This is a genomic window from Veillonella sp. (genome assembly GCF_032470285.1).
GTDB lineage: Bacteria > Bacillota > Negativicutes > Veillonellales > Veillonellaceae > Veillonella.
The window spans coordinates 1-18,115 of sequence record NZ_JAWEKP010000013.1 but is presented as its reverse complement, the minus strand read 5'-3'; the positions used below and the strand labels follow the sequence as shown (position 1 = coordinate 18,115).

Genomic DNA, 18,115 nt, shown 5'->3' with positions numbered 1-18,115 from the left:
CTGAGCTAATCGTCCATATGTGGTGACCCGTCCGGGAATCGAACCCGGGATACCGCCGTGAAAGGGCGGTGTCTTAACCGCTTGACCAACGGGCCAGAATGGCTCCTCGAGTAGGACTCGAACCTACGACCGATCGGTTAACAGCCGATTGCTCTACCGACTGAGCTATCGAGGAATGGTACGATTGTTATTATATGTTAGATTAATTATAAAAGCAAGCATTTTTTTTAGAACACTATAAAATAGATACTATCAATTATGACTAAAAGACATAACTTTATAAATAAAATTGGTTATCAATAATTTTGATGAGAGAGTCATTAAAATTAATAAAATCTATAGAGCTTAATAATTATAGATATTTACTGTGTTCTAAGGTGATTGTATGACTCCAAATGCATGGGAGTTAGCAATATAAGTATATTGAAGATAATCGGTATACATATGCATTATAGAAAAGTTTAAAAGATTTAGTTGAAAAGTAGTATCAGTTAAGAAAGAAGTGTATTTATCTTATTAGATATAGCCTATGTTTGTGGTTCATTTTAAACCAAATCTATATATAATAAAGTAGGTAAAAATATAAGATATAAAAATCTTATTGATATATGATAGACTATGACTTTTATCACAATGCAGGGCTATTTTAGTGACTAGAGAATAAGGTCTATATAGCCTATTGAAAAACCGAAATATATACAAAAATATTCATGATAACAATTCTCAAAAACCGAAAAAGCATTGAGAAAACTGTATAGGTAAGGCGTTGAATCCCCCTATATTGTGTGCTACGATTTATGTATAGAGTTAATCTCATCGGTTTGAGATAGATATTCTTTCATATGTTTGAGAATTTTATTTTATCTCATCGGTATTAGAATTAATATTCAACTATTTTCCTGAGGAGGGATTATCTTGCGCGAGATTCAAGTATCTGAAATCACAAAAACAGTCCGTCAAATGTGTATGGACGCAGCTTACCACTTGCCAAAAGACATCTATGAAGGTTTGAAAAAAGGCCGTGAAACAGAAGAGTCTTCAGTAGGTCGTATCGTTCTTGATCAAATTATTAAAAATGCAGAAATTGCCGATGCTGAAGATCGTCCATACTGCCAAGATACTGGTATGACTATGGTATTCTTAAAAGTTGGTCAAGATGTTCATTTCGTTGGTGGTGATCTTACAGAAGCTATCAATGCTGGTGTTGCAGCTGGTTATGTTGAAGGTTATCTTCGTAAATCCGTTGTAGCTGAACCATTGTTCAATCGTAAAAATACACAAAATAACACACCTGCAATCATCTATACTGAAATCGTTCCTGGCGATAAAGTAGATATTCAAGTAGAATTAAAAGGTTTCGGTTCTGAAAATAAATCCGATGTAGCTATGCTCGTACCTGCTGATGGTGTGGAAGGCGTTAAAAATGCAGTCCTTGAAATCGTAAAACATGCAGGTCCTAACCCATGCCCTCCAATTGTACTCGGCATTGGTATTGGCGGTACTATGGACCAAGCAGCAGTTATGTCCAAAAAAGCGTTGCTTCGTGACATTAGCGTACCTCATAAAGATGCAGACTATGCAAAATTAGAAGAAGAAATCATGGAAATGGTTAACAAAACTGGTATTGGACCACAATTGGGTGGCACTACAACTTGTATCGGTGTAAACATCGAATGGGGTGCAACTCACATCGCAGGTCTTCCTGTTGCAGTTACTATCATGTGCCATGCTGCTCGTCATGCTCACGTAGTACTTTAATCGATAGGAGGTAAAAACAATGGCTGAATCAATTCGCATTAATACTGAAGAATATAATGAAGAGTTTTCCCGCAAATTAAAAGTTGGTGATAGCGTTCTTATCACTGGTAAAATTTACTCCGCTCGTGACGCTGCTCATAAAGTTATGACTGAAGCTTTAGCGCGTGGTGAAAAATTACCAATCGACTGGACAAATAAATTCGTTTATTATCTTGGACCAACACCTGCAAAACCTGGTGATCCAATTGGTTCCGCTGGTCCTACAACTTCCGGTCGTATGGATGCTTACACACCAACAATGCTTGACCAAGGTATCAAAGGCATGATTGGTAAAGGTTCCCGTAAACCAGAAGTAGTTGAATCCATGAAGAAAAATGGTTGCACATACTTCGCAGCAGTTGGTGGCGCAGCAGCATTGATTGCAAAATCCATCAAAAAATATGAAGTACTTGCTTATGGTGAACTTGGACCAGAAGCTTTGGCTGAATTGACTGTTGAAGATTTCCCTTGCATCGTGGTTGGCGATACTGAAGGTAATAACTTCTACGAATTAGGCCAAAAACCTTACAGAAAAATCTAATATCACCATTGAGTGATTGAAAGAGGCTTGCTAAAGCAAGCCTCTTTTTGTTGTTAAGCCATAATCATAAGATGTTCATCCGTTACGTGTAGAGTTTAGTCTACCGATTCTGTCGGTTTTATGATAATATACATATAGATTTTATACATTCAATTTGAGTGAGGCGATAACATGACTTCTGTAGAAACTATTCGTCAGTCAACTCGCAACGCGATGGCTGAATTACTTGATTTAGCAAAGGTTCGCGAAGGTCAATTATTCGTTGTTGGCTGTTCCACTAGCGAAATTGTAGGTAAAAAAATCGGCACTGACTCTCACCTTGATGTGGCTCAGGTCGTATTTGATGAAATATACAATGCTGTTAAGGCTAAAGGACTTAACTTGGCTATTCAATGTTGTGAACATATTAATCGTGCACTTGTTATGGAACGTAGTGCGATGACATGGGAGGAGGAAGTTAATGTTGTTCCTCAACGTCATGCGGGTGGTGCCCTGGCTGTGATGGCGTACGAATATTTTGATGATCCTGTGATGGTTGAATTTATTCAAGCTGATGTAGGCATCGATATTGGAGATACTTTCATTGGTATGCACATGAAACACGTTGCAGTGCCTGTACGTCTTTGTGTGAAAGAAATTGGGAAAGCACATGTGACCGCTTGTCGTGTTCGTCCGAAGAGCATTGGCGGTGAGCGTGCTGTATATAATGAAGCATTGATGTAGGGGGATAGTATGTCAAACCTAATACCGTATTTTGTATTAGCCGTCGTGGCATTGGGATTCTTTGCTGTTTGCTATGCTGTATTTAGCGGTGGTGATGGTGAAAGTAAGGCAAAAGAAAAATCCTATAAAAACATAAGTAATAAAAATAATCCTAAAGCGCATAATGATGTTATATTTGCAACGGAGTCGCAAGAGGGCAATGTAACAATCACACATACGAGTGGAACTAATGTATATACTGCATCAATTCCGGATACAGTTGAAACGGTGGTCGGTGAAGAGCGAGAACCGGCTGAACCTCTGGTTGATCCTATAGATACCTCTTATAATAAAAGAAGTACTCTAAAGTCTAATTCAAGTCATGTTTCAGAGGGAGAATATGCGTTAGCATTAGGTTCGGATAATGGAACACCAATAGGTTCGGATAATGGCATACCAATAGGGGATGAAACCATTGTGATGACAGCTGTATCAGATCTTAAGCAAGCTAATCAAGCCAATCAAGGTGTTACTCCGTTGGTGGATAAAACTATTGTCCTCGATGTTGTTACAGATGAACTTCTCAATAGCGCTAACTCTGTTGAAGATACAATTGCTATGGGTGAATCTGTGGAAGCCTTTGAAGCTGATGAAGCGGATAGCATAGATGCTACACAAATGATAGGTGGTGCAAACGAAATACAAACCGCGGAAGGTCCATCGGTATTAGATGAAACGCGTTTGTTTGATGCTTCTGAAATTGAAGCACAATTGGCGGCAACAAGTTTAGCTGAAGAGGAGGAACCGCATGGTCAATGGGCAAAAACGGCACATGAGGATAAATGCGTTGAGTTGGCTATAGCACCATTTGTTCATTCCTTTGGGGTGTTACATGGTGATACGCAACATTATGTAGAATCTATTACAAGAGATGCTTTAGCGGCTCTCAATATTACAAAAATTGTTGAAGTGAATGCATTACTAGAGAATATTGTTATTCAAGAAGCGTTGATGAGTATGCAAAAGGCATATGCCGCTACAAATACAGAGTGGATGAAGTCCGCTGCGTTAGGTGCTTTTCTAGATGTGGTTCAATCTCCTAAATCTAGTACGCCATACCTCGTAGCTTTTGATGCATTACGTGTATTACCTCATTTAACTTTAGGTCACTTCCAAGTTATGGCCTTAACATTATTGTTACAATATTCTAGAAATTCTAATAACTATGGATTGATTCACTTCCAACATTATGTGGAAAAATATATTGAGCCATTCATCTCTGATTTGCCTCGAAATGATTCCTTCTATCGCCAGCTAGACTACTTACGCTGTACACAAGAAGAACAAGAGCCTATCACTTTATGCCAAGTGTTGTCGAATTCATATCCGTTTGTATTCAACTATCGTGGTTTCTCTAAGGAAGAACTCTTCCGTGCTACAGATGGTCATGGTGTGGATCCACGTTATGTGGTGCGTAGCTTGAACTCCAATCTTTATAAATTAGCCTTGGTAGATGAGTCTTTAGCACCACAATTCTTTAGACAAACACGAATTTCTAATGCTATGGTTCAACGTGATCTTTTAGCTCTGATGAAGAGCAAACCTACTGCTTTCAGGGGCCAAGAGGCGCGTGATATCATGGATGATATTTCACCGGTTCTATTGGACTTAGCTGATGTCTTTGATAGCACGCCAATGTCTAAAATTAGCTTAACATTGTTAGGCCTTTACTTAGGTCGTGCTCATGTGAAAGCAACCATTGGTGAAGAATTTGATTTGTCTCATTGGTTCTAATTTACAATTTTAAGCACTATATAGTTTGAAAAATTATATTATATAGTTATTATATACTTAAAACCGTTATATACTTTATGAGTCGTGTAATAAAAAAGTCTCTCAAGATAATCTTGAGAGACTTTTTAGTTTGTTAAATTTAATAGCCATTAAGTATTAAAAGGTGTTAAAGCCGAATTCTTCAATGTCTTCAATGTTTTTAATTGTTACGGTGCGCCCTGTAATATCAATGAGACCTTCATCGCGAAGGCGCCCTAGTTCACGGCTAAGGGCTGTGCGAGATACATTGAGAACCTCAGCCATTTGCTCGCGGTTGTGGGGTAATTGAATTGTGTTAGAATGCTGACGTTTATAAATATCTGTTAAGTACGCAAAAATCTTTTCGCGCATCCCTTTTAATGTGAGGTAATGGACTTTTCTGGTTAATAGAATTGCTTTTTCAGATAAATCCTCTAATAGATTAGATAGGATTTTAGTTTGGCATTGATGACAATCCGGTAATGTTTTAATAAAGGTTTCAAGGGGAATAAACATAATTTTAGTTGCTTTTGTTGCCTTAATGGTAGCAGGCCATAAAGGCTGTTTGCTAAATAGTAGTGCTTCTCCAAAAATATCTGATTGCTCTAAGTTTGCCATAATAACCCGTTGCCCCATTACATTTTCACGAGTCAGTAAAGCGCTGCCTTCAAGGATGACACCAATACCCTCCATAGGATCTCCAGCGAGGGCTATAAAATCATTTTTTTGGTAACTGTGGATGATAACTTTGGCATTATTTAAATAGCTACGCAGCTCTGGCTCTCCTAATGTATTGAATAAAGGACATTTCACGAGGGTGGGCATATATTGATTAATGATATCGTTTGAAAGTATTTGTTTCATAAGCACCTCCGGTGTGATAAAGTCTATAGCAATTAAAAATGATTATTGTATAATAAAAGTATAAGACTAAATGGTCTACCTGTTCCATAAGGAAAGTCAGGAAAATTTTTGAAAAAGTTTTTATTTGTTGCTCAAGCTACAGAAATTGTATCATCTTTACGTTATACTTTCAAATGTAATCAATCAGACAACTGATAAAACATCAGTGTAATGTATAGGTTTTATATTATCTAGCTTGACTGCGAGGAAGTCTCGCAAAGGAGGATTTTTAAATGAGTATGTTCTGTTATCAATGCGAACAATCTGCAGCACCAGGTGGCTGTACTGTACAAGGTGTATGTGGTAAAACTGCACCAGTTGCTAACTTACAAGACGAATTAACTGCTGCCTTAGTTGGCTTGGCTCGCGCTTTAGACGTAAAGGGTCATACTAAAGAAGGTATCGATTATATTATGCGCGGTTTGTTCATGTGTGTAACAAACGTAAACTTCTCTGAAGACCGCGTTCAAGAATTCATTGACGAAGTGAATGCTTACCATGCAAAAGTGGACAGCGCTCAACAAAACTTTGATTGGGAACAATTGTGGAAAGGTGAAGAAGACATCGTATCCCTTCGTTCCACATTATTGTTAGGTATGCGTGGTATGGCTGCATACGCATGGCATGCTGCTCGCCTTGGCTTCCACGATGCTGATGTTGACGCTTGGTTCGTTAAAGGTATGGTAGAATTCGCTAAAGATCACAGCGCTGAAGAATGGCTTGATCTTTTAATGGAATTCGGTCATATCAACTTGAAATGTATGGCTGTTCTTGATAAAGCTAATACTGAAACATATGGTACACCTGTACCAACTACAGTTCCTTTGACCGTAGAACCAGGTCCTTTCATCGTTGTAACTGGTCATGACCTTCATGACTTGAAACAATTATTGGAACAAACTGATGGTAAAGGTGTAAATATCTATACTCATGGTGAAATGTTGCCTTGCCACGCTTATCCTGAATTGAAGAAACATCCTCAATTGAAAGGTAACTTCGGTACAGCATGGCAAAACCAACAAAAAGAATTTGTTGATGTTCCTGGTGCATTCTTGTTCACTACAAACTGCATTATGCCACCAAAAGAAAACTACAAAGCTAATATCTTCACTACAGATATGGTAGGTTTCGATGGTTGTGCACATATCGAAGAAAAAGAAGATGGTACTAAAGACTTCTCCGCAGTTATCAACCGTGCTATCGAATTGGGCGGCTACAAAGAAGCTCAAGAATTCACTGGTATCAACGGTGGTCATGAAGTAACTACAGGTTTCGGTCATGGTACAGTATTGGGTATTGCTGATAAAGTAATTGATGCTGTAAAAGCTGGCGCAATCAAACACTTCTTCTTGGTAGGTGGTTGTGACGGTGCTAAAGTAGGCCGTAACTACTACACTGAATTCGTTAAACAAACTCCAAATGATACTGTAGTATTGACATTGGCTTGTGGTAAATTCCGTTTCAACGACATGAACATCGGCGAAATCGGTGGTATCCCTCGTATCCTTGATATGGGTCAATGTAACGATGCTTACTCCGCTATTCAAGTAGCAGTAGCTTTAGCTGGTGCATTTGAATGTGATGTAAACGACTTGCCATTGACATTGGTATTGTCCTGGTACGAACAAAAAGCGGTATGTATCTTGTTAACATTGTTAGCATTGGGTATCCGTAACATTTACATCGGACCTTCCTTGCCTAAATTCTTCTCCAGCAATGTATTGAACATTTTGGTAGAAAAATTCCAATTACATCCAATTACAACTCCAGAAGCTGACATGAAAGCTATCTTGGGCTAATAGGATCTATTAATCTGTTAACTACAGTCCTACGTCCCCTCTCTTTTATGATTTAGGACTGTTGTTATAAATAACGCACCTAGGGTTATCCTTAGGTGCGTTTTTTTACTATTATTGTGAAAGCTATCTATCGAGTGTTTGTTTATTGATGGGGCCTGACAGTATTGCGACAACTAGATTACTAATGGGCATAACCTATCTCATGCCTCCATACTCAGCGTAAGTCGGCCCTCAATAGGTTATGCCCATAAGTAAAACGTTTCTGAAATATAAGTCCCATCAATATACAAACTCATAAAATAGCTTTCATCAGAATAGTGAGGTGAGGGGGAGATGTCGCTGCATAAGTATAGTCTTTCCCTTTTATAACTGTAGATATGGATGCGTCCCATCAATATACAAAGTTTTAGAACAGCTTTCATAAGAATAGTAGTCCTCTGTAGACAAACAAATATGCCCCTAATGTGCATATAGACAAGGCTCGATATTGGTTGCTATACTATAGGTGAAATAGGATTTTTTCACATGGTTTATGTGTATATAGAGGTATGTATGAACAGTATTTTTGATATTATAGGGCCTATTATGATTGGTCCGTCTAGTTCGCATACAGCGGGGGCTGCGCGGCTAGGGAAGATGGCGCGTTGTATTTTTCGTTCTACTCCCAAAAAGGTAGATTTAACATTATATGGATCTTTTGCAAAAACCTATAAAGGGCATGGCACGGATCGTGCTTTGATTGGCGGCTTATTAGGTTATAAAGAGGATGATGCGAACATCCGAGTTGCCCATGAATTAGCGAAAAAAGAGGGGATGGAGTTTTCTTTTATTGAGTCTCCTCTTGATGTAGGGCATCCGAATGTGGTGCGTTTTGATATGTATGATGAACATAATCGTCATATGACTGTTATTGGTCGCTCTCTCGGCGGTGGTCAGATTATGATTACCGAAGTAGATGGAAATGATATGTCCATTACAGGAGATGAGTTCACTCTTGTAGTGTTCCATGAGGATAGACCTGGTGCGATTTCTCTTATCAGCCAAGCTTTGAGCGAGTCTGATATTAACATCGCTACGATGCGCGTATTCCGTAAGGGCAAGCATAAGGATGCAGTTATGGTTATTACTACAGATACGGTGGTAAATCCTATTACAGTTCAGTTTATGCGCGAGTTTCCAGGCATCCAGGATGTGATGACCTTTGAAGCGTTATAGGAGGGCGAATAATGAGTTATGCATATGATACAATTGCAGATATTATTCGCCTAGCGGAGGAAAATAATATTTCCTTTGGCGATGTAGTACTGCGCTATGAATTAGAAAATTATGATCGCAATGAAGAAGCGGTTGTTCGAGAAATAGAGAATCGCTTAGATATTTTTGAAAGCTCCATTCAAGATGGTATAGCTTATGCGGAGAAAACGGCTTCTGGTATGTCGGGTGGTCAAGCGGCACAGCTTAATGGGCAAACACCTCGTTTTATGAGTGATATTGCGTATAAGGCAATGACGTATGCTATTGCTGTAAATGAGGCAAATGCAAAGATGTTCCGCATTGTTGCTTGTCCTACGGCGGGCTCTTGTGGTGTTATGCCTGGTGCTGTGAAAGCAGTAGCTGATCACTACCAATTAGATAGAGCTACAGTAGTAAAAGGCTTCTTAGCTGCGTCCGGTATTGGCAATGTGGTGGCAAATCGAGCTTGTGTTGCTGGTGCTGTTGGCGGTTGCCAAGCGGAAATTGGTACGGCTGCGTGTATGGCAGCAGGGGCTATCGTCGAAATGATGGGTGGTTCACCACGTCAAGTCGGACATGCTATTGCATTGTGCATGAAAAATCTATTGGGGCTTGCTTGTGATCCAGTGGCGGGACTCGTAGAGGTGCCATGTGTTAAACGTAATGGCTTCTATGCAGTTCATGCTATTACTGCATCTGAAATGGCGTTAATGAATATTGAAAGTCAAATTCCACCAGATGAAGTCATCGAAGCGATGAATAATATAGGTCGCGCTATGCCGGCAGCATTGCGTGAAACAAGTGATGGCGGTCTTGCGATAACACCGACAGGTACAGCTATTGCGGAAAGAGTGCAATCCTTATAAGGATTGCACTTTTTTCATGCTTTCATTTGTAGTAAAATAAAAGTTAGACTAGTTCAGAAAGGAGCGTGTATGATGGAACAAGCAAATCGAATATTGACCATATTGGAAGAAGCCGGCCATGAAGCCTATATCATAGGCGGTGCTGTGCGCGATATTTTGATGCATCAAAAGCCACATGACTTCGATATTGTGACGTCTGCACGTCCCGATACGGTAATTGAGGTTCTTCGCAGTCATGATATTCAAACGACAGACCTCGTAGGCAAATCTTTTGGTGTAGTGGTAGCTACATTAGAGGGAAGGCAATACGAAATTGCTACATATAGAACGGAGCGATATGGCGCAGATAGCCATCGCCCTGAAGAAATTATCTATGCCGATACCTTAGAAGAAGATGTGTTACGTCGTGACTTTACTGTCAACGGCATGGCGATGAACCGCTTTGGTGAGGTTATCGACCTCGTAGGTGGACGCCGAGATATTAAACATAAGACATTACGAACCATTGGTAATGCGCAGGAACGTTTTGAAGAAGATGCATTGCGATTATTTAGAGCGTGCCGCTTTGTGGCGAAGTTGGATTTCTTGCCTAGTAAAGAGCTATTAGTGGCTATGCCTAAGGCTTTTCATCGCGTCTCTGGTTTATCCTTGGAGCGGGTGCGCAACGAAATTAATCGCCTCATGCTAGAGCCTGCTGTGGCAAAAGGTTTAGATGTATTGGTGCAGTCGCGTTTGGCAGAATGTTCATGTCGAGTGGTTGAAAACGGAGTGGCTCGAGAGGTTCCTATCTTGCCTGAACTATACCATCTCGTGAATTTGCCCCAAGAAAAGGACTTTCACGAATTCGATGGCTGGTACCATACATTAGCCGTTGTGTCCCATACGGAACCGGATTTGGTGCTGCGTTGGGGTGCTTTATTACATGATGTGGCAAAGGGAATGCCAGCGGTACGAGCTGTTATCAATGGTCGCCTCACAGATCGTGGCCATGATACACTAGGAGCGGAGATGACAGAAACGTTATTAACACGCCTAGGATATCCGAAGGCCTTTGTGCAACGAGTGGCGTGGATTGTGAAAAACCACATGCGCTTTCACTATTTCGTACAAAATGGTGATGCAAACGAGAAAAAATGGCTTCGCAAGGAAGCTCGGAGTGGAGAGTTCCGAGATAGCCAAATTATGCGCACTGCCTGGGAGCAATTAGCTAAGGTTTGTGCTGCCGATGTGTTAGGCTGTGGGAAACCTTACTCATCTACAGATGGAACATTAGCCTTTGGCGAATGTATGGCAGATCTTAGTTTGGATATGCCTGTGCATACAAAGGATCTAAATTATGATGAACGAGTGATTAAACTCGCTGGGAAGCAAGTAGGGGAAGGATTGCAATATTTATTGGGTCAGGTACAAAATGGGGTTGTTCCTAATGAACCAGATGCGCTATATGACGCATTAGACCATAAGTTACGCCGTCCAGTGGAGAAATGATGAATTTACTAAATAAAGCGTTGCGACACGTGAGTGGTTGGAGTCGTACTACTTGGTGTCTTGCCATTCTCATGACTGTTGCCTTTGTCCTCATAGGGCGTTTGGCACAGTTGCAGGTCTTTGATACATTTGATCTGGAGAAGAAAAATTTATTACAGGTTCAAGTAGATAGAAAATTACAATCACCGCGCGGTACAATCTATGACCGTAATGGTAAGCCTTTGGCGATGAGTGTGGTTACAAAATCTTTGTATGCGGATCCTAAGATGATTAAACAGTCTCCCCAAGAGATTGCGGAACTCATTTCGCCATATGTAACCATGTCAAAAGAAAATATTGTGAAAGCTCTGCAAGAGGATTCTGCCTTCGTATGGATTAATCGCATGATGGATGCGGACAAGTCTAAGGCGGTGGCACAAGTCATTAAGGAGAATAATATTGCGGGCCTTAACTTTGTGGAAGAGTCCAAACGTTATTACCCAAATGGTGTACTAGCGGCTCAAATACTAGGGTTTGTAGGCACCGATGATAAAGGCCTTGATGGCCTCGAAATGGTCCTTGATGAAGAGTTAAAGGGTGGTGTGCAGCAAGAAATCGTTGCTACTGATAACAAAGGTAATGCTATCTTTGGTTCCGTATTGTCCAAGTTCTTACCTGATAAGGGTAAAAGCGTAACATTAACAATCGATGCGACCATCCAATTTATTGCAGAACGTGCGCTTGATAAAGCGATGGCTGATACAGGGGCTAAACATGCTAGCGTTATTGTTATGGATCCTAAGACTGGTGAAATTCTTGCGATGGCAAATCGTCCAAGCTATGATCCTAACAATTATAACCAAAGTGGGGAAGAGGCTTTCAAAAATATTGCTGTTACTAACTTATACGAACCAGGTTCTACATTCAAACCAATCGTTGCATCTGCAGCTCTTGCGTCAGGAAAGTGGAAATTAGAAACCGTGTACAATGATAAAGGGGCCTTTGTAGCGAATGGTCATGTGATGAGAAACTGGAATGGTGAAGGTTATGGACCAGTTCGATTGCTAGATATCTTGAAGTATTCTATCAATACAGGTATGGCAGAAATTGGTACAACAACTGGAGCAGATATCCTTTCTAAATATGTACGCGATTATGGTTTTGGCTCTGAAACGGGCATTGAATTGCCTGGTGAAGGGGCAGGTATCCTGTATAATCCGGAAGATATGAGTAAGTTGGATGTAGCGACTATGTCTATCGGTCAAGGTATTGCGGTTACGCCGTTACAAATGGTACGTGCCTTTGGTGCTCTTTCTAATGGGGGTGCTATGATGCGTCCGCATATTATCAAGTCCTATAGTAATGCTCAAGGGGAAGTAACAAGCACTACCGAAAATACTGTAGTAGGTCAACCAGTGCCAGAGGAAACAGCAAAAACTATTGTAGATATCTTGGAAAAAGAGGTGTCTGAAGGCGGTGGTAACAAAGCGATGGTGGAAGGCTACCACTTCGGTGGTAAAACTGGTACCGCAGAAAAACTAGACACTAAACGTGGGGGCTATTTAGATGGTCAATACATTGCATCCTTTATCGGCTTTGGCCCTGTAGAGGATCCAAAATTTGTGGTCCTTGTAGCCATTGACGATTCTCAAAAAGGGTCTATTTATGGTGGACAAATTGCAGCGCCAGTATTTAAAGACATCGTGTCTCAACTTGTACGGTACTACCAATTGAGCCCATATGTTAAAGATAGTACTCCTGTAGCTGTTAAACCTAGCAATACATTACCAGAGCCACATCTTTCTGGTGATGGTTCCGTAACATTACCTAATTTTACGGGCTTCACCTATGGTGAGGTACGTGATTGGTTACATAAGGCGGGGCTTGCGTTTAAGCCAGATGGAACGGGTATTGCCGTTTCTCAAGATGAAAGTGGGGGCACTACTGTTCAACCCGGGACGGCAATTACCGTTCACTTTAGTAGATAATTAGAAATTATAGACAGTTCGTTATATAATAGAATAAGAGACTTTGGTGCCTCTCAGGAGGCACCTTTTTTATAAATAGTTTGAATGAATGGAGATACTTATGATCGAATTACGAGGGAAAGCGGTAGCAGATGCCCACAAGGCGATTTTACAAGAAAAAGTTGCAGCAGTAGGCAACTCTGTGATTACTATGGCAGTGTTACTTGTCGGTGAAGACCATGGCGCTCATATGTATGCTACATTTATGGAAAAAACAGCTAAAAATTTTGGCTATGGTTTTGTGCTAAAGCAATTGCCTGAAACGACAACGCAAGATGAAGTAGTAGCGGCGTTGCATGAATTAAATACTGATCCATCTATTCATGGAATTTTACCGCTAATGCCAATGCCTAAACACATTGATACAGAAGCTCTTATCGATATGTTAGATCCTAAAAAAGATATTGATGGTCTTACAACATATAACATCGGTTTAGTAACAGCTGGTAAGGGTGGCTTTGCTCCTTGTACGGCTAAGGCTTGTATGGCTATTTTAAATCACTATAATATTCCTTTAGAAGGAAAACATGTGGTTGTAGTCGGTCGTAGCCAAGTTATCGGTAAACCTGTAGCGCTTATGGCACTCGCTGCACATGGTACTGTTACAATGTGCCATTCTAGAACTTCTGATCTAGTAGAGCAAGTAAAGCGTGGTGATATTATTATTGCTGCGGCTGGTCGTGCTCATATGATTACTGCTAATATGATTAAGCCTGGTGCTGTTGTTATTGATGTAGGTATTAATGAACTGGACGGCAAAACTGTAGGTGATGTTGATTATGATGCGGTAAAAGATATTGCATCTGCCATTACTCCTGTACCAGGAGGTGTTGGATCCGTAACAACGACAATGATGCTAGAAGCGGTATACGAGGCATATCATGCATGAGATGTCTATAGCAGAAGGTATTCTTGATGTAGCGCTCGATACCTTACGTCAACATGATGCGACAGTCATTCATTCTATTCAACTAGACTTAGGTTTAATGAGTGGGGTAGAACCGGATTCATTGCTATTTTGTTGGGAAGCTATTACGAAGGGAACACCTGCGGAAGGCTCACGCATAGAAATCAATACTATTCCTATTGAAGGAAAGTGTTTAGATTGTGATAAAATATTTTTTGTAAAAAATTATACGTTTATTTGTCCTTATTGTGACAGCCATTTCGTACAAACTATAGGCGGTCGCGAGCTACAAGTGACCTCTATAGATATCGATTGATAGAAAGGTTAGGGCATGCAAGTTCAAGTTAAAACTAATGTACTGGCAAAAAACGATGCTATTGCAGAGTCCTTACAACAGTTGTTTAAGGAAAAGAATATATTTGTATTTAACCTGTTAGGTTCACCTGGGGCAGGTAAGACCTCCCTTTTGGAGGCAACCTTACAAGATTTAAAAAAGGATTATCGCTTAGCCGTTATTGAAGGCGATTTATTTACGGCAAAGGATGCCAAGCGCATTCATGAGTTGGGTGTGCCTGTTATCCAGATTAATACAGTTGGTGGGTGCCATCTCGATGCACAGATGATTCAAGATGCCTTAGGTGATCTTAATCTTGATGATCTCGATATGATTATTATCGAAAATGTAGGCAATTTAGTCTGCCCTGCGGAATTTGAGATTGGTGAAAGCATGAAAGTAACGATTTTATCTGTTACCGAAGGTGAAGATAAGCCCCTTAAGTATCCGTTAATCTTTAAAGAGTCTAAGGCCATCCTTATTAACAAGATTGATTTATTGCCTTATGTGCCTTTCAAAAAGGAGCAGGCAATACAAGATATCCGTAATTTAAATCCAAATGGAGAAATTTTTGAAGTAAGTTGCACGGCCCACAACGGTCTTGAAACATGGTTGAATTGGTTGCGTGCACAGTTGGAGAATAATCGATGAACTATTCTATGAAGAGCCGTATTGTAGCAGCCCTCCTTGTGGGCTTGTGTGCTACTACAATCAGTTATGCAGCAGAGCCTGCCATTTCCACTGTTAACCCAGTTGCAGTAGAAACTACTGATGACACTAACGTTGTAGCTCAAGATTCCGCTAATGCGAGCAATGATGGTAGTGTAGATGGAACTGGTGAGGTTGATAGCATGTCTTACCTTGATAATGCACCAGTTAGAGTTGTTAAGCTAGACCCAAAAACGAAACAGGAAGGTTCTAAAACTGGATGGCTCGCAGAGCAAATGGCTGTAACTGAATTTGGTGATTCTATACAATTCTGGCAAGCGGCTAGTGAGAACGAAGGTCCTTTGCCGAGTATCACTCAGAATAATTTAGCTGATATTGGTAAGTCTTATACGGCAAACAGTTTACCGCCTTTAGGTTCTCAAGATGACTATGCTATTGGCACATACCGATTGGGGAATCAGTTTGAAGTCCCAAAAGATGTAGAAAAAACTGAGGTACGTGATAACTTTACTACCTATTACATGAAAGATGTAGCAGTAACTGTATATACTGGACCTGCTCAAGAATTGTTGGTTAACAATCAATTGCGCGGTCAAGGGGCGACTTACTTCTTTGAACCAAATACTATTACAAATATTCATAGTACGAAAAAAGGCGCTAATACAGTACGTGACATTGGCCCTGGTAGCACACGGATGGAATTGATATTTGCCTATGGCAGTCCTAATGCGATGTGGCGTGATAAGAAAAATGAGACGTATATTTTCCTTTATGAGGGGCATTCCGAAAATTCATTGCCTCAAAAAAAGGAGTTTAAGAGTCCTGTAGAGAATACAAATAGTAATAGCCAACAACAATCTATGCTTGGTCAGCAAAAAGAATATATTGCTTTCACCATTAAACAAAGCAATATAGAGGCTGTAGACATTATTAGTGGACAAGTATGGCCTAGGTTTGGATTGCCGAAAGCTGAAGTGTATGATTTTGAAGCTGGTACACTTACGGCTGATGATTTTGTATTGCGTGGTTTCAAGTTGAATGACCATTTTGTTAATGATCCTAATAATGATTGGAAACATCAAGGCATATTGTTTGGCTCCACATTTATTGGCTATAATGAATACGGTGTGAGTGTAGATAAAAAAGATCTTATCAATCGCGTATTATTAAATGTTTATACGCCTACACGTCGTGGAATCGCGATGGGTGATACCAAATATTTATTGCTCTTTGTGTATGGTATGCCAACTCGTATTGTTGAATCTACAACAAAGGCGGGGACGTCTACCGTATATGAATATAAAAATCCAGCGGCAAGCAACTCTTATTTACAGTTTGCCCTAGATGATAAAAACCAATATATCAAATCCGTTATGTTATCTGACCGTCCTGTAAAATAGGATAGGTCACAGCGAGGAGGCAAAGGGTATGGTTACTGTACAAGATGTAAAAGAACGTTGGGAAAAGATTCAAGGTGATGATGAACGTATATTGTTTATCGTTGGTGGTCCAGGTTCTGGTAAAAGTTTGCTAATTCGTGAATTGTCTGAGCAGAAGGGCTGGAAATACTTGGAAGCTAAGCAACTCATCGAGGAAGAGTTTTTGCTCGTGCCTCGTGATGAACGGCCTCAATTAGCGGAAGAAGTTATTTGCCGTGCTCTTAGCCGTAGCGATACGGAAGTAGTCTTGCTAGATGGCATTAATGTATTCTTTGCACCTATCTTAAATCTAAAACCATTTGAGTTGTTAAAAACTATTAGTAAGAAGTATCCTATTGTCGTTGGCTGGCGTGGACATATTGAAGGGGATCAGTTGTACTTAGAACATAACAATAATCCTAAACATGCTGTAGTTAGTATTGCACATCCAGATCATGTTATTGCAATCGACTAAATGTATGTTTGAACATATTGGTTGAATATAGGGAAAACTATAGATGTATAGAAGGAGATAGCGGGCTATCTCCTTTTTTAGTTATATAATTACAGTTATTAGGTAAAAAATATAGTTTTGTAATTTCCTATTATTTGATTTTAGTAAACCTGAAATATGGATGTTAGCAGACATGGACTGGTAAGGAATGAAACTATGTAAAGGTATATAAAGAATATACTAGTAAATAAAAGTTGATTACTGGATATATACTGAAAACGAGGCATTTTATAGAGGATTGATAAAATATAAATTTTTTTTGACAAAATACTTGCATAGGGTATCGTTTCATGTTATTATGATTAAGCACTAAGAGTGACCACAGTGAACGAAAAACTTCAAAAAAGTTTTTAAATGTTCTTGACACTTAGTGTGCTAGGTGATACAATTCATCTTGTCGTAATGATGCTGGCGTAGCTCAATAGGTAGAGCAGCTGACTTGTAATCAGCAGGTTGTGGGTTCAATTCCTATCGCCAGCTCCATTTTATTTATGGAGGGATTCCCGAGCGGCCAAAGGGAGCAGACTGTAAATCTGCCGTCTTCGACTTCGAAGGTTCGAATCCTTCTCCCTCCACCATTCATAGCGGGGTGGAGCAGTTGGTAGCTCGTCGGGCTCATAACCCGAAGGTCGCAGGTTCAAGTCCTGTCCCCGCAACCATAAAAACCACAGTGAAATGATCGTTCATTGTGCTGGTGTAGCTCAGTCGGCAGAGCGTATCCTTGGTAAGGATAAGGTCACCGGTTCAATCCCGGTCACTAGCTCCATACATGGCGGCATAGCTCAGTTGGCTAGAGCAATCGGTTCATACCCGGTGTGTCCGCGGTTCAAATCCGTGTGCCGCCACCATTAAACCTCACCTTGGTGGGGATTTTTTTATTTCTTTACATATGACATGCTATTCTAAGACTTTGTATATATGGTATAATAATAGGTAAGGAAATCTTATATTCCATTGATAAATTAGGGTTAATATATTATATTAATACTAGAATGTAATTTGTTTTTGTGAAGGAGGATATAATCCTAATGGCAAAAGAAAAATTTGAACGTACGAAACCGCATGTTAACATCGGTACAATCGGTCACGTTGACCATGGTAAAACTACTTTGACTGCTGCAATCAC

General features: G+C 40.1%; 16 protein-coding genes and 7 tRNA genes. 20 read left to right on the top strand and 3 right to left on the bottom strand.

What is annotated here, in order from left to right; genetic code table 11:
* Positions 1 to 20 precede the first annotated feature (20 nt).
* Both E7B10_RS09505 and E7B10_RS09500 read right to left on the bottom strand, forming a co-directional pair.
* Positions 21 to 95: transfer RNA gene (locus tag E7B10_RS09505), tRNA-Glu, on the bottom strand.
* Between the two features lie 4 nt (positions 96 to 99).
* A tRNA-Asn gene (locus tag E7B10_RS09500) sits at positions 100 to 175 on the bottom strand.
* 740 nt (positions 176 to 915) lie between these two features.
* Here E7B10_RS09500 and E7B10_RS09495 point away from each other — a divergent pair.
* From E7B10_RS09495 to E7B10_RS09480, 4 genes are all read left to right on the top strand, one after another.
* Positions 916 to 1,758, top strand: a complete 843-nt coding sequence (locus E7B10_RS09495) for a fumarate hydratase (RefSeq protein ID WP_004695072.1) — start codon at positions 916 to 918, stop codon at positions 1,756 to 1,758.
* Between the two features lie 19 nt (positions 1,759 to 1,777).
* Complete coding sequence (locus E7B10_RS09490; protein ID WP_004695073.1) at positions 1,778 to 2,338, top strand: Fe-S-containing hydro-lyase; 561 nt, start codon at positions 1,778 to 1,780, stop codon at positions 2,336 to 2,338.
* A gap of 171 nt (positions 2,339 to 2,509) precedes the next feature.
* Entirely contained in the window at positions 2,510 to 3,061 is a 552-nt protein-coding gene (locus tag E7B10_RS09485) for a TIGR01440 family protein (RefSeq protein ID WP_008602458.1), read from the top strand.
* A 9-nt stretch (positions 3,062 to 3,070) separates the two neighbouring features.
* The gene (locus tag E7B10_RS09480; RefSeq protein ID WP_316055622.1) at positions 3,071 to 4,834 is read left to right on the top strand and encodes an LPO_1073/Vpar_1526 family protein; all 1,764 of its coding nucleotides are present in this window, start codon (positions 3,071 to 3,073) and stop codon (positions 4,832 to 4,834) included.
* A gap of 156 nt (positions 4,835 to 4,990) precedes the next feature.
* Here E7B10_RS09480 and E7B10_RS09475 read toward each other — a convergent pair whose 3' ends face one another.
* Entirely contained in the window at positions 4,991 to 5,716 is a 726-nt protein-coding gene (locus E7B10_RS09475) for a Crp/Fnr family transcriptional regulator (protein WP_021148534.1), read from the bottom strand.
* A gap of 272 nt (positions 5,717 to 5,988) precedes the next feature.
* On the opposite strand from E7B10_RS09475, the gene hcp reads away from it, so the two are divergent.
* The 16 genes from hcp to E7B10_RS09395 form a co-directional block, all read left to right on the top strand.
* On the top strand, positions 5,989 to 7,554 hold the full coding sequence (gene hcp, locus E7B10_RS09470) for a hydroxylamine reductase (protein WP_012864778.1): 1,566 nt from the start codon (positions 5,989 to 5,991) through the stop codon (positions 7,552 to 7,554).
* A 552-nt stretch (positions 7,555 to 8,106) separates the two neighbouring features.
* Positions 8,107 to 8,769: an L-serine ammonia-lyase, iron-sulfur-dependent subunit beta gene (gene sdaAB / locus E7B10_RS09465; protein WP_021148533.1), complete on the top strand. Its 663-nt coding sequence runs from the start codon at positions 8,107 to 8,109 to the stop codon at positions 8,767 to 8,769.
* An 11-nt stretch (positions 8,770 to 8,780) separates the two neighbouring features.
* Positions 8,781 to 9,653 carry an L-serine ammonia-lyase, iron-sulfur-dependent, subunit alpha gene (gene sdaAA / locus E7B10_RS09460; protein ID WP_021148532.1) on the top strand — a complete coding sequence of 291 codons (873 nt, stop codon included), beginning with the start codon at positions 8,781 to 8,783 and terminating at the stop codon, positions 9,651 to 9,653.
* 69 nt (positions 9,654 to 9,722) lie between these two features.
* The gene (locus E7B10_RS09455) at positions 9,723 to 11,141 is read left to right on the top strand and encodes a CCA tRNA nucleotidyltransferase (protein WP_316055621.1); all 1,419 of its coding nucleotides are present in this window, start codon (positions 9,723 to 9,725) and stop codon (positions 11,139 to 11,141) included.
* On the top strand, positions 11,141 to 13,108 hold the full coding sequence (locus E7B10_RS09450; RefSeq protein WP_316055620.1) for a penicillin-binding transpeptidase domain-containing protein: 1,968 nt from the start codon (positions 11,141 to 11,143) through the stop codon (positions 13,106 to 13,108). Before E7B10_RS09455 ends, E7B10_RS09450 begins: the two co-directional genes overlap by 1 nt.
* A 100-nt stretch (positions 13,109 to 13,208) precedes the next feature.
* Positions 13,209 to 14,036, top strand: coding sequence for a bifunctional 5,10-methylenetetrahydrofolate dehydrogenase/5,10-methenyltetrahydrofolate cyclohydrolase (locus E7B10_RS09445; RefSeq protein WP_101928464.1), 828 nt, complete (start codon positions 13,209 to 13,211; stop codon positions 14,034 to 14,036).
* The gene (locus E7B10_RS09440; protein WP_221741248.1) at positions 14,029 to 14,370 is read left to right on the top strand and encodes a hydrogenase maturation nickel metallochaperone HypA; all 342 of its coding nucleotides are present in this window, start codon (positions 14,029 to 14,031) and stop codon (positions 14,368 to 14,370) included. Before E7B10_RS09445 ends, E7B10_RS09440 begins: the two co-directional genes overlap by 8 nt.
* A 15-nt stretch (positions 14,371 to 14,385) precedes the next feature.
* Entirely contained in the window at positions 14,386 to 15,039 is a 654-nt protein-coding gene (gene hypB / locus E7B10_RS09435) for a hydrogenase nickel incorporation protein HypB (protein WP_004697543.1), read from the top strand.
* A complete protein-coding gene (locus E7B10_RS09430) occupies positions 15,036 to 16,457 on the top strand; it encodes a hypothetical protein (RefSeq protein ID WP_316055619.1) in 1,422 nt (473 codons plus the stop codon). Before hypB ends, E7B10_RS09430 begins: the two co-directional genes overlap by 4 nt.
* Before the next feature lie 28 nt (positions 16,458 to 16,485).
* A complete protein-coding gene (brxF, locus tag E7B10_RS09425) occupies positions 16,486 to 16,950 on the top strand; it encodes a BREX-3 system P-loop-containing protein BrxF (RefSeq protein ID WP_004695092.1) in 465 nt (154 codons plus the stop codon).
* A 446-nt stretch (positions 16,951 to 17,396) separates the two neighbouring features.
* Positions 17,397 to 17,472: transfer RNA gene (locus tag E7B10_RS09420), tRNA-Thr, on the top strand.
* 10 nt (positions 17,473 to 17,482) lie between these two features.
* Positions 17,483 to 17,567 (top strand) — tRNA-Tyr (locus E7B10_RS09415).
* 5 nt (positions 17,568 to 17,572) lie between these two features.
* A tRNA-Met gene (locus E7B10_RS09410) sits at positions 17,573 to 17,648 on the top strand.
* Between the two features lie 31 nt (positions 17,649 to 17,679).
* Positions 17,680 to 17,755, top strand: a tRNA-Thr gene (locus tag E7B10_RS09405).
* 5 nt (positions 17,756 to 17,760) lie between these two features.
* Positions 17,761 to 17,837 (top strand) — tRNA-Met (locus E7B10_RS09400).
* 180 nt (positions 17,838 to 18,017) lie between these two features.
* Positions 18,018 to 18,115 (top strand): GTP-binding protein (locus E7B10_RS09395; protein ID WP_038034850.1); only part of this gene is annotated, 98 nt, incomplete at its 3' end.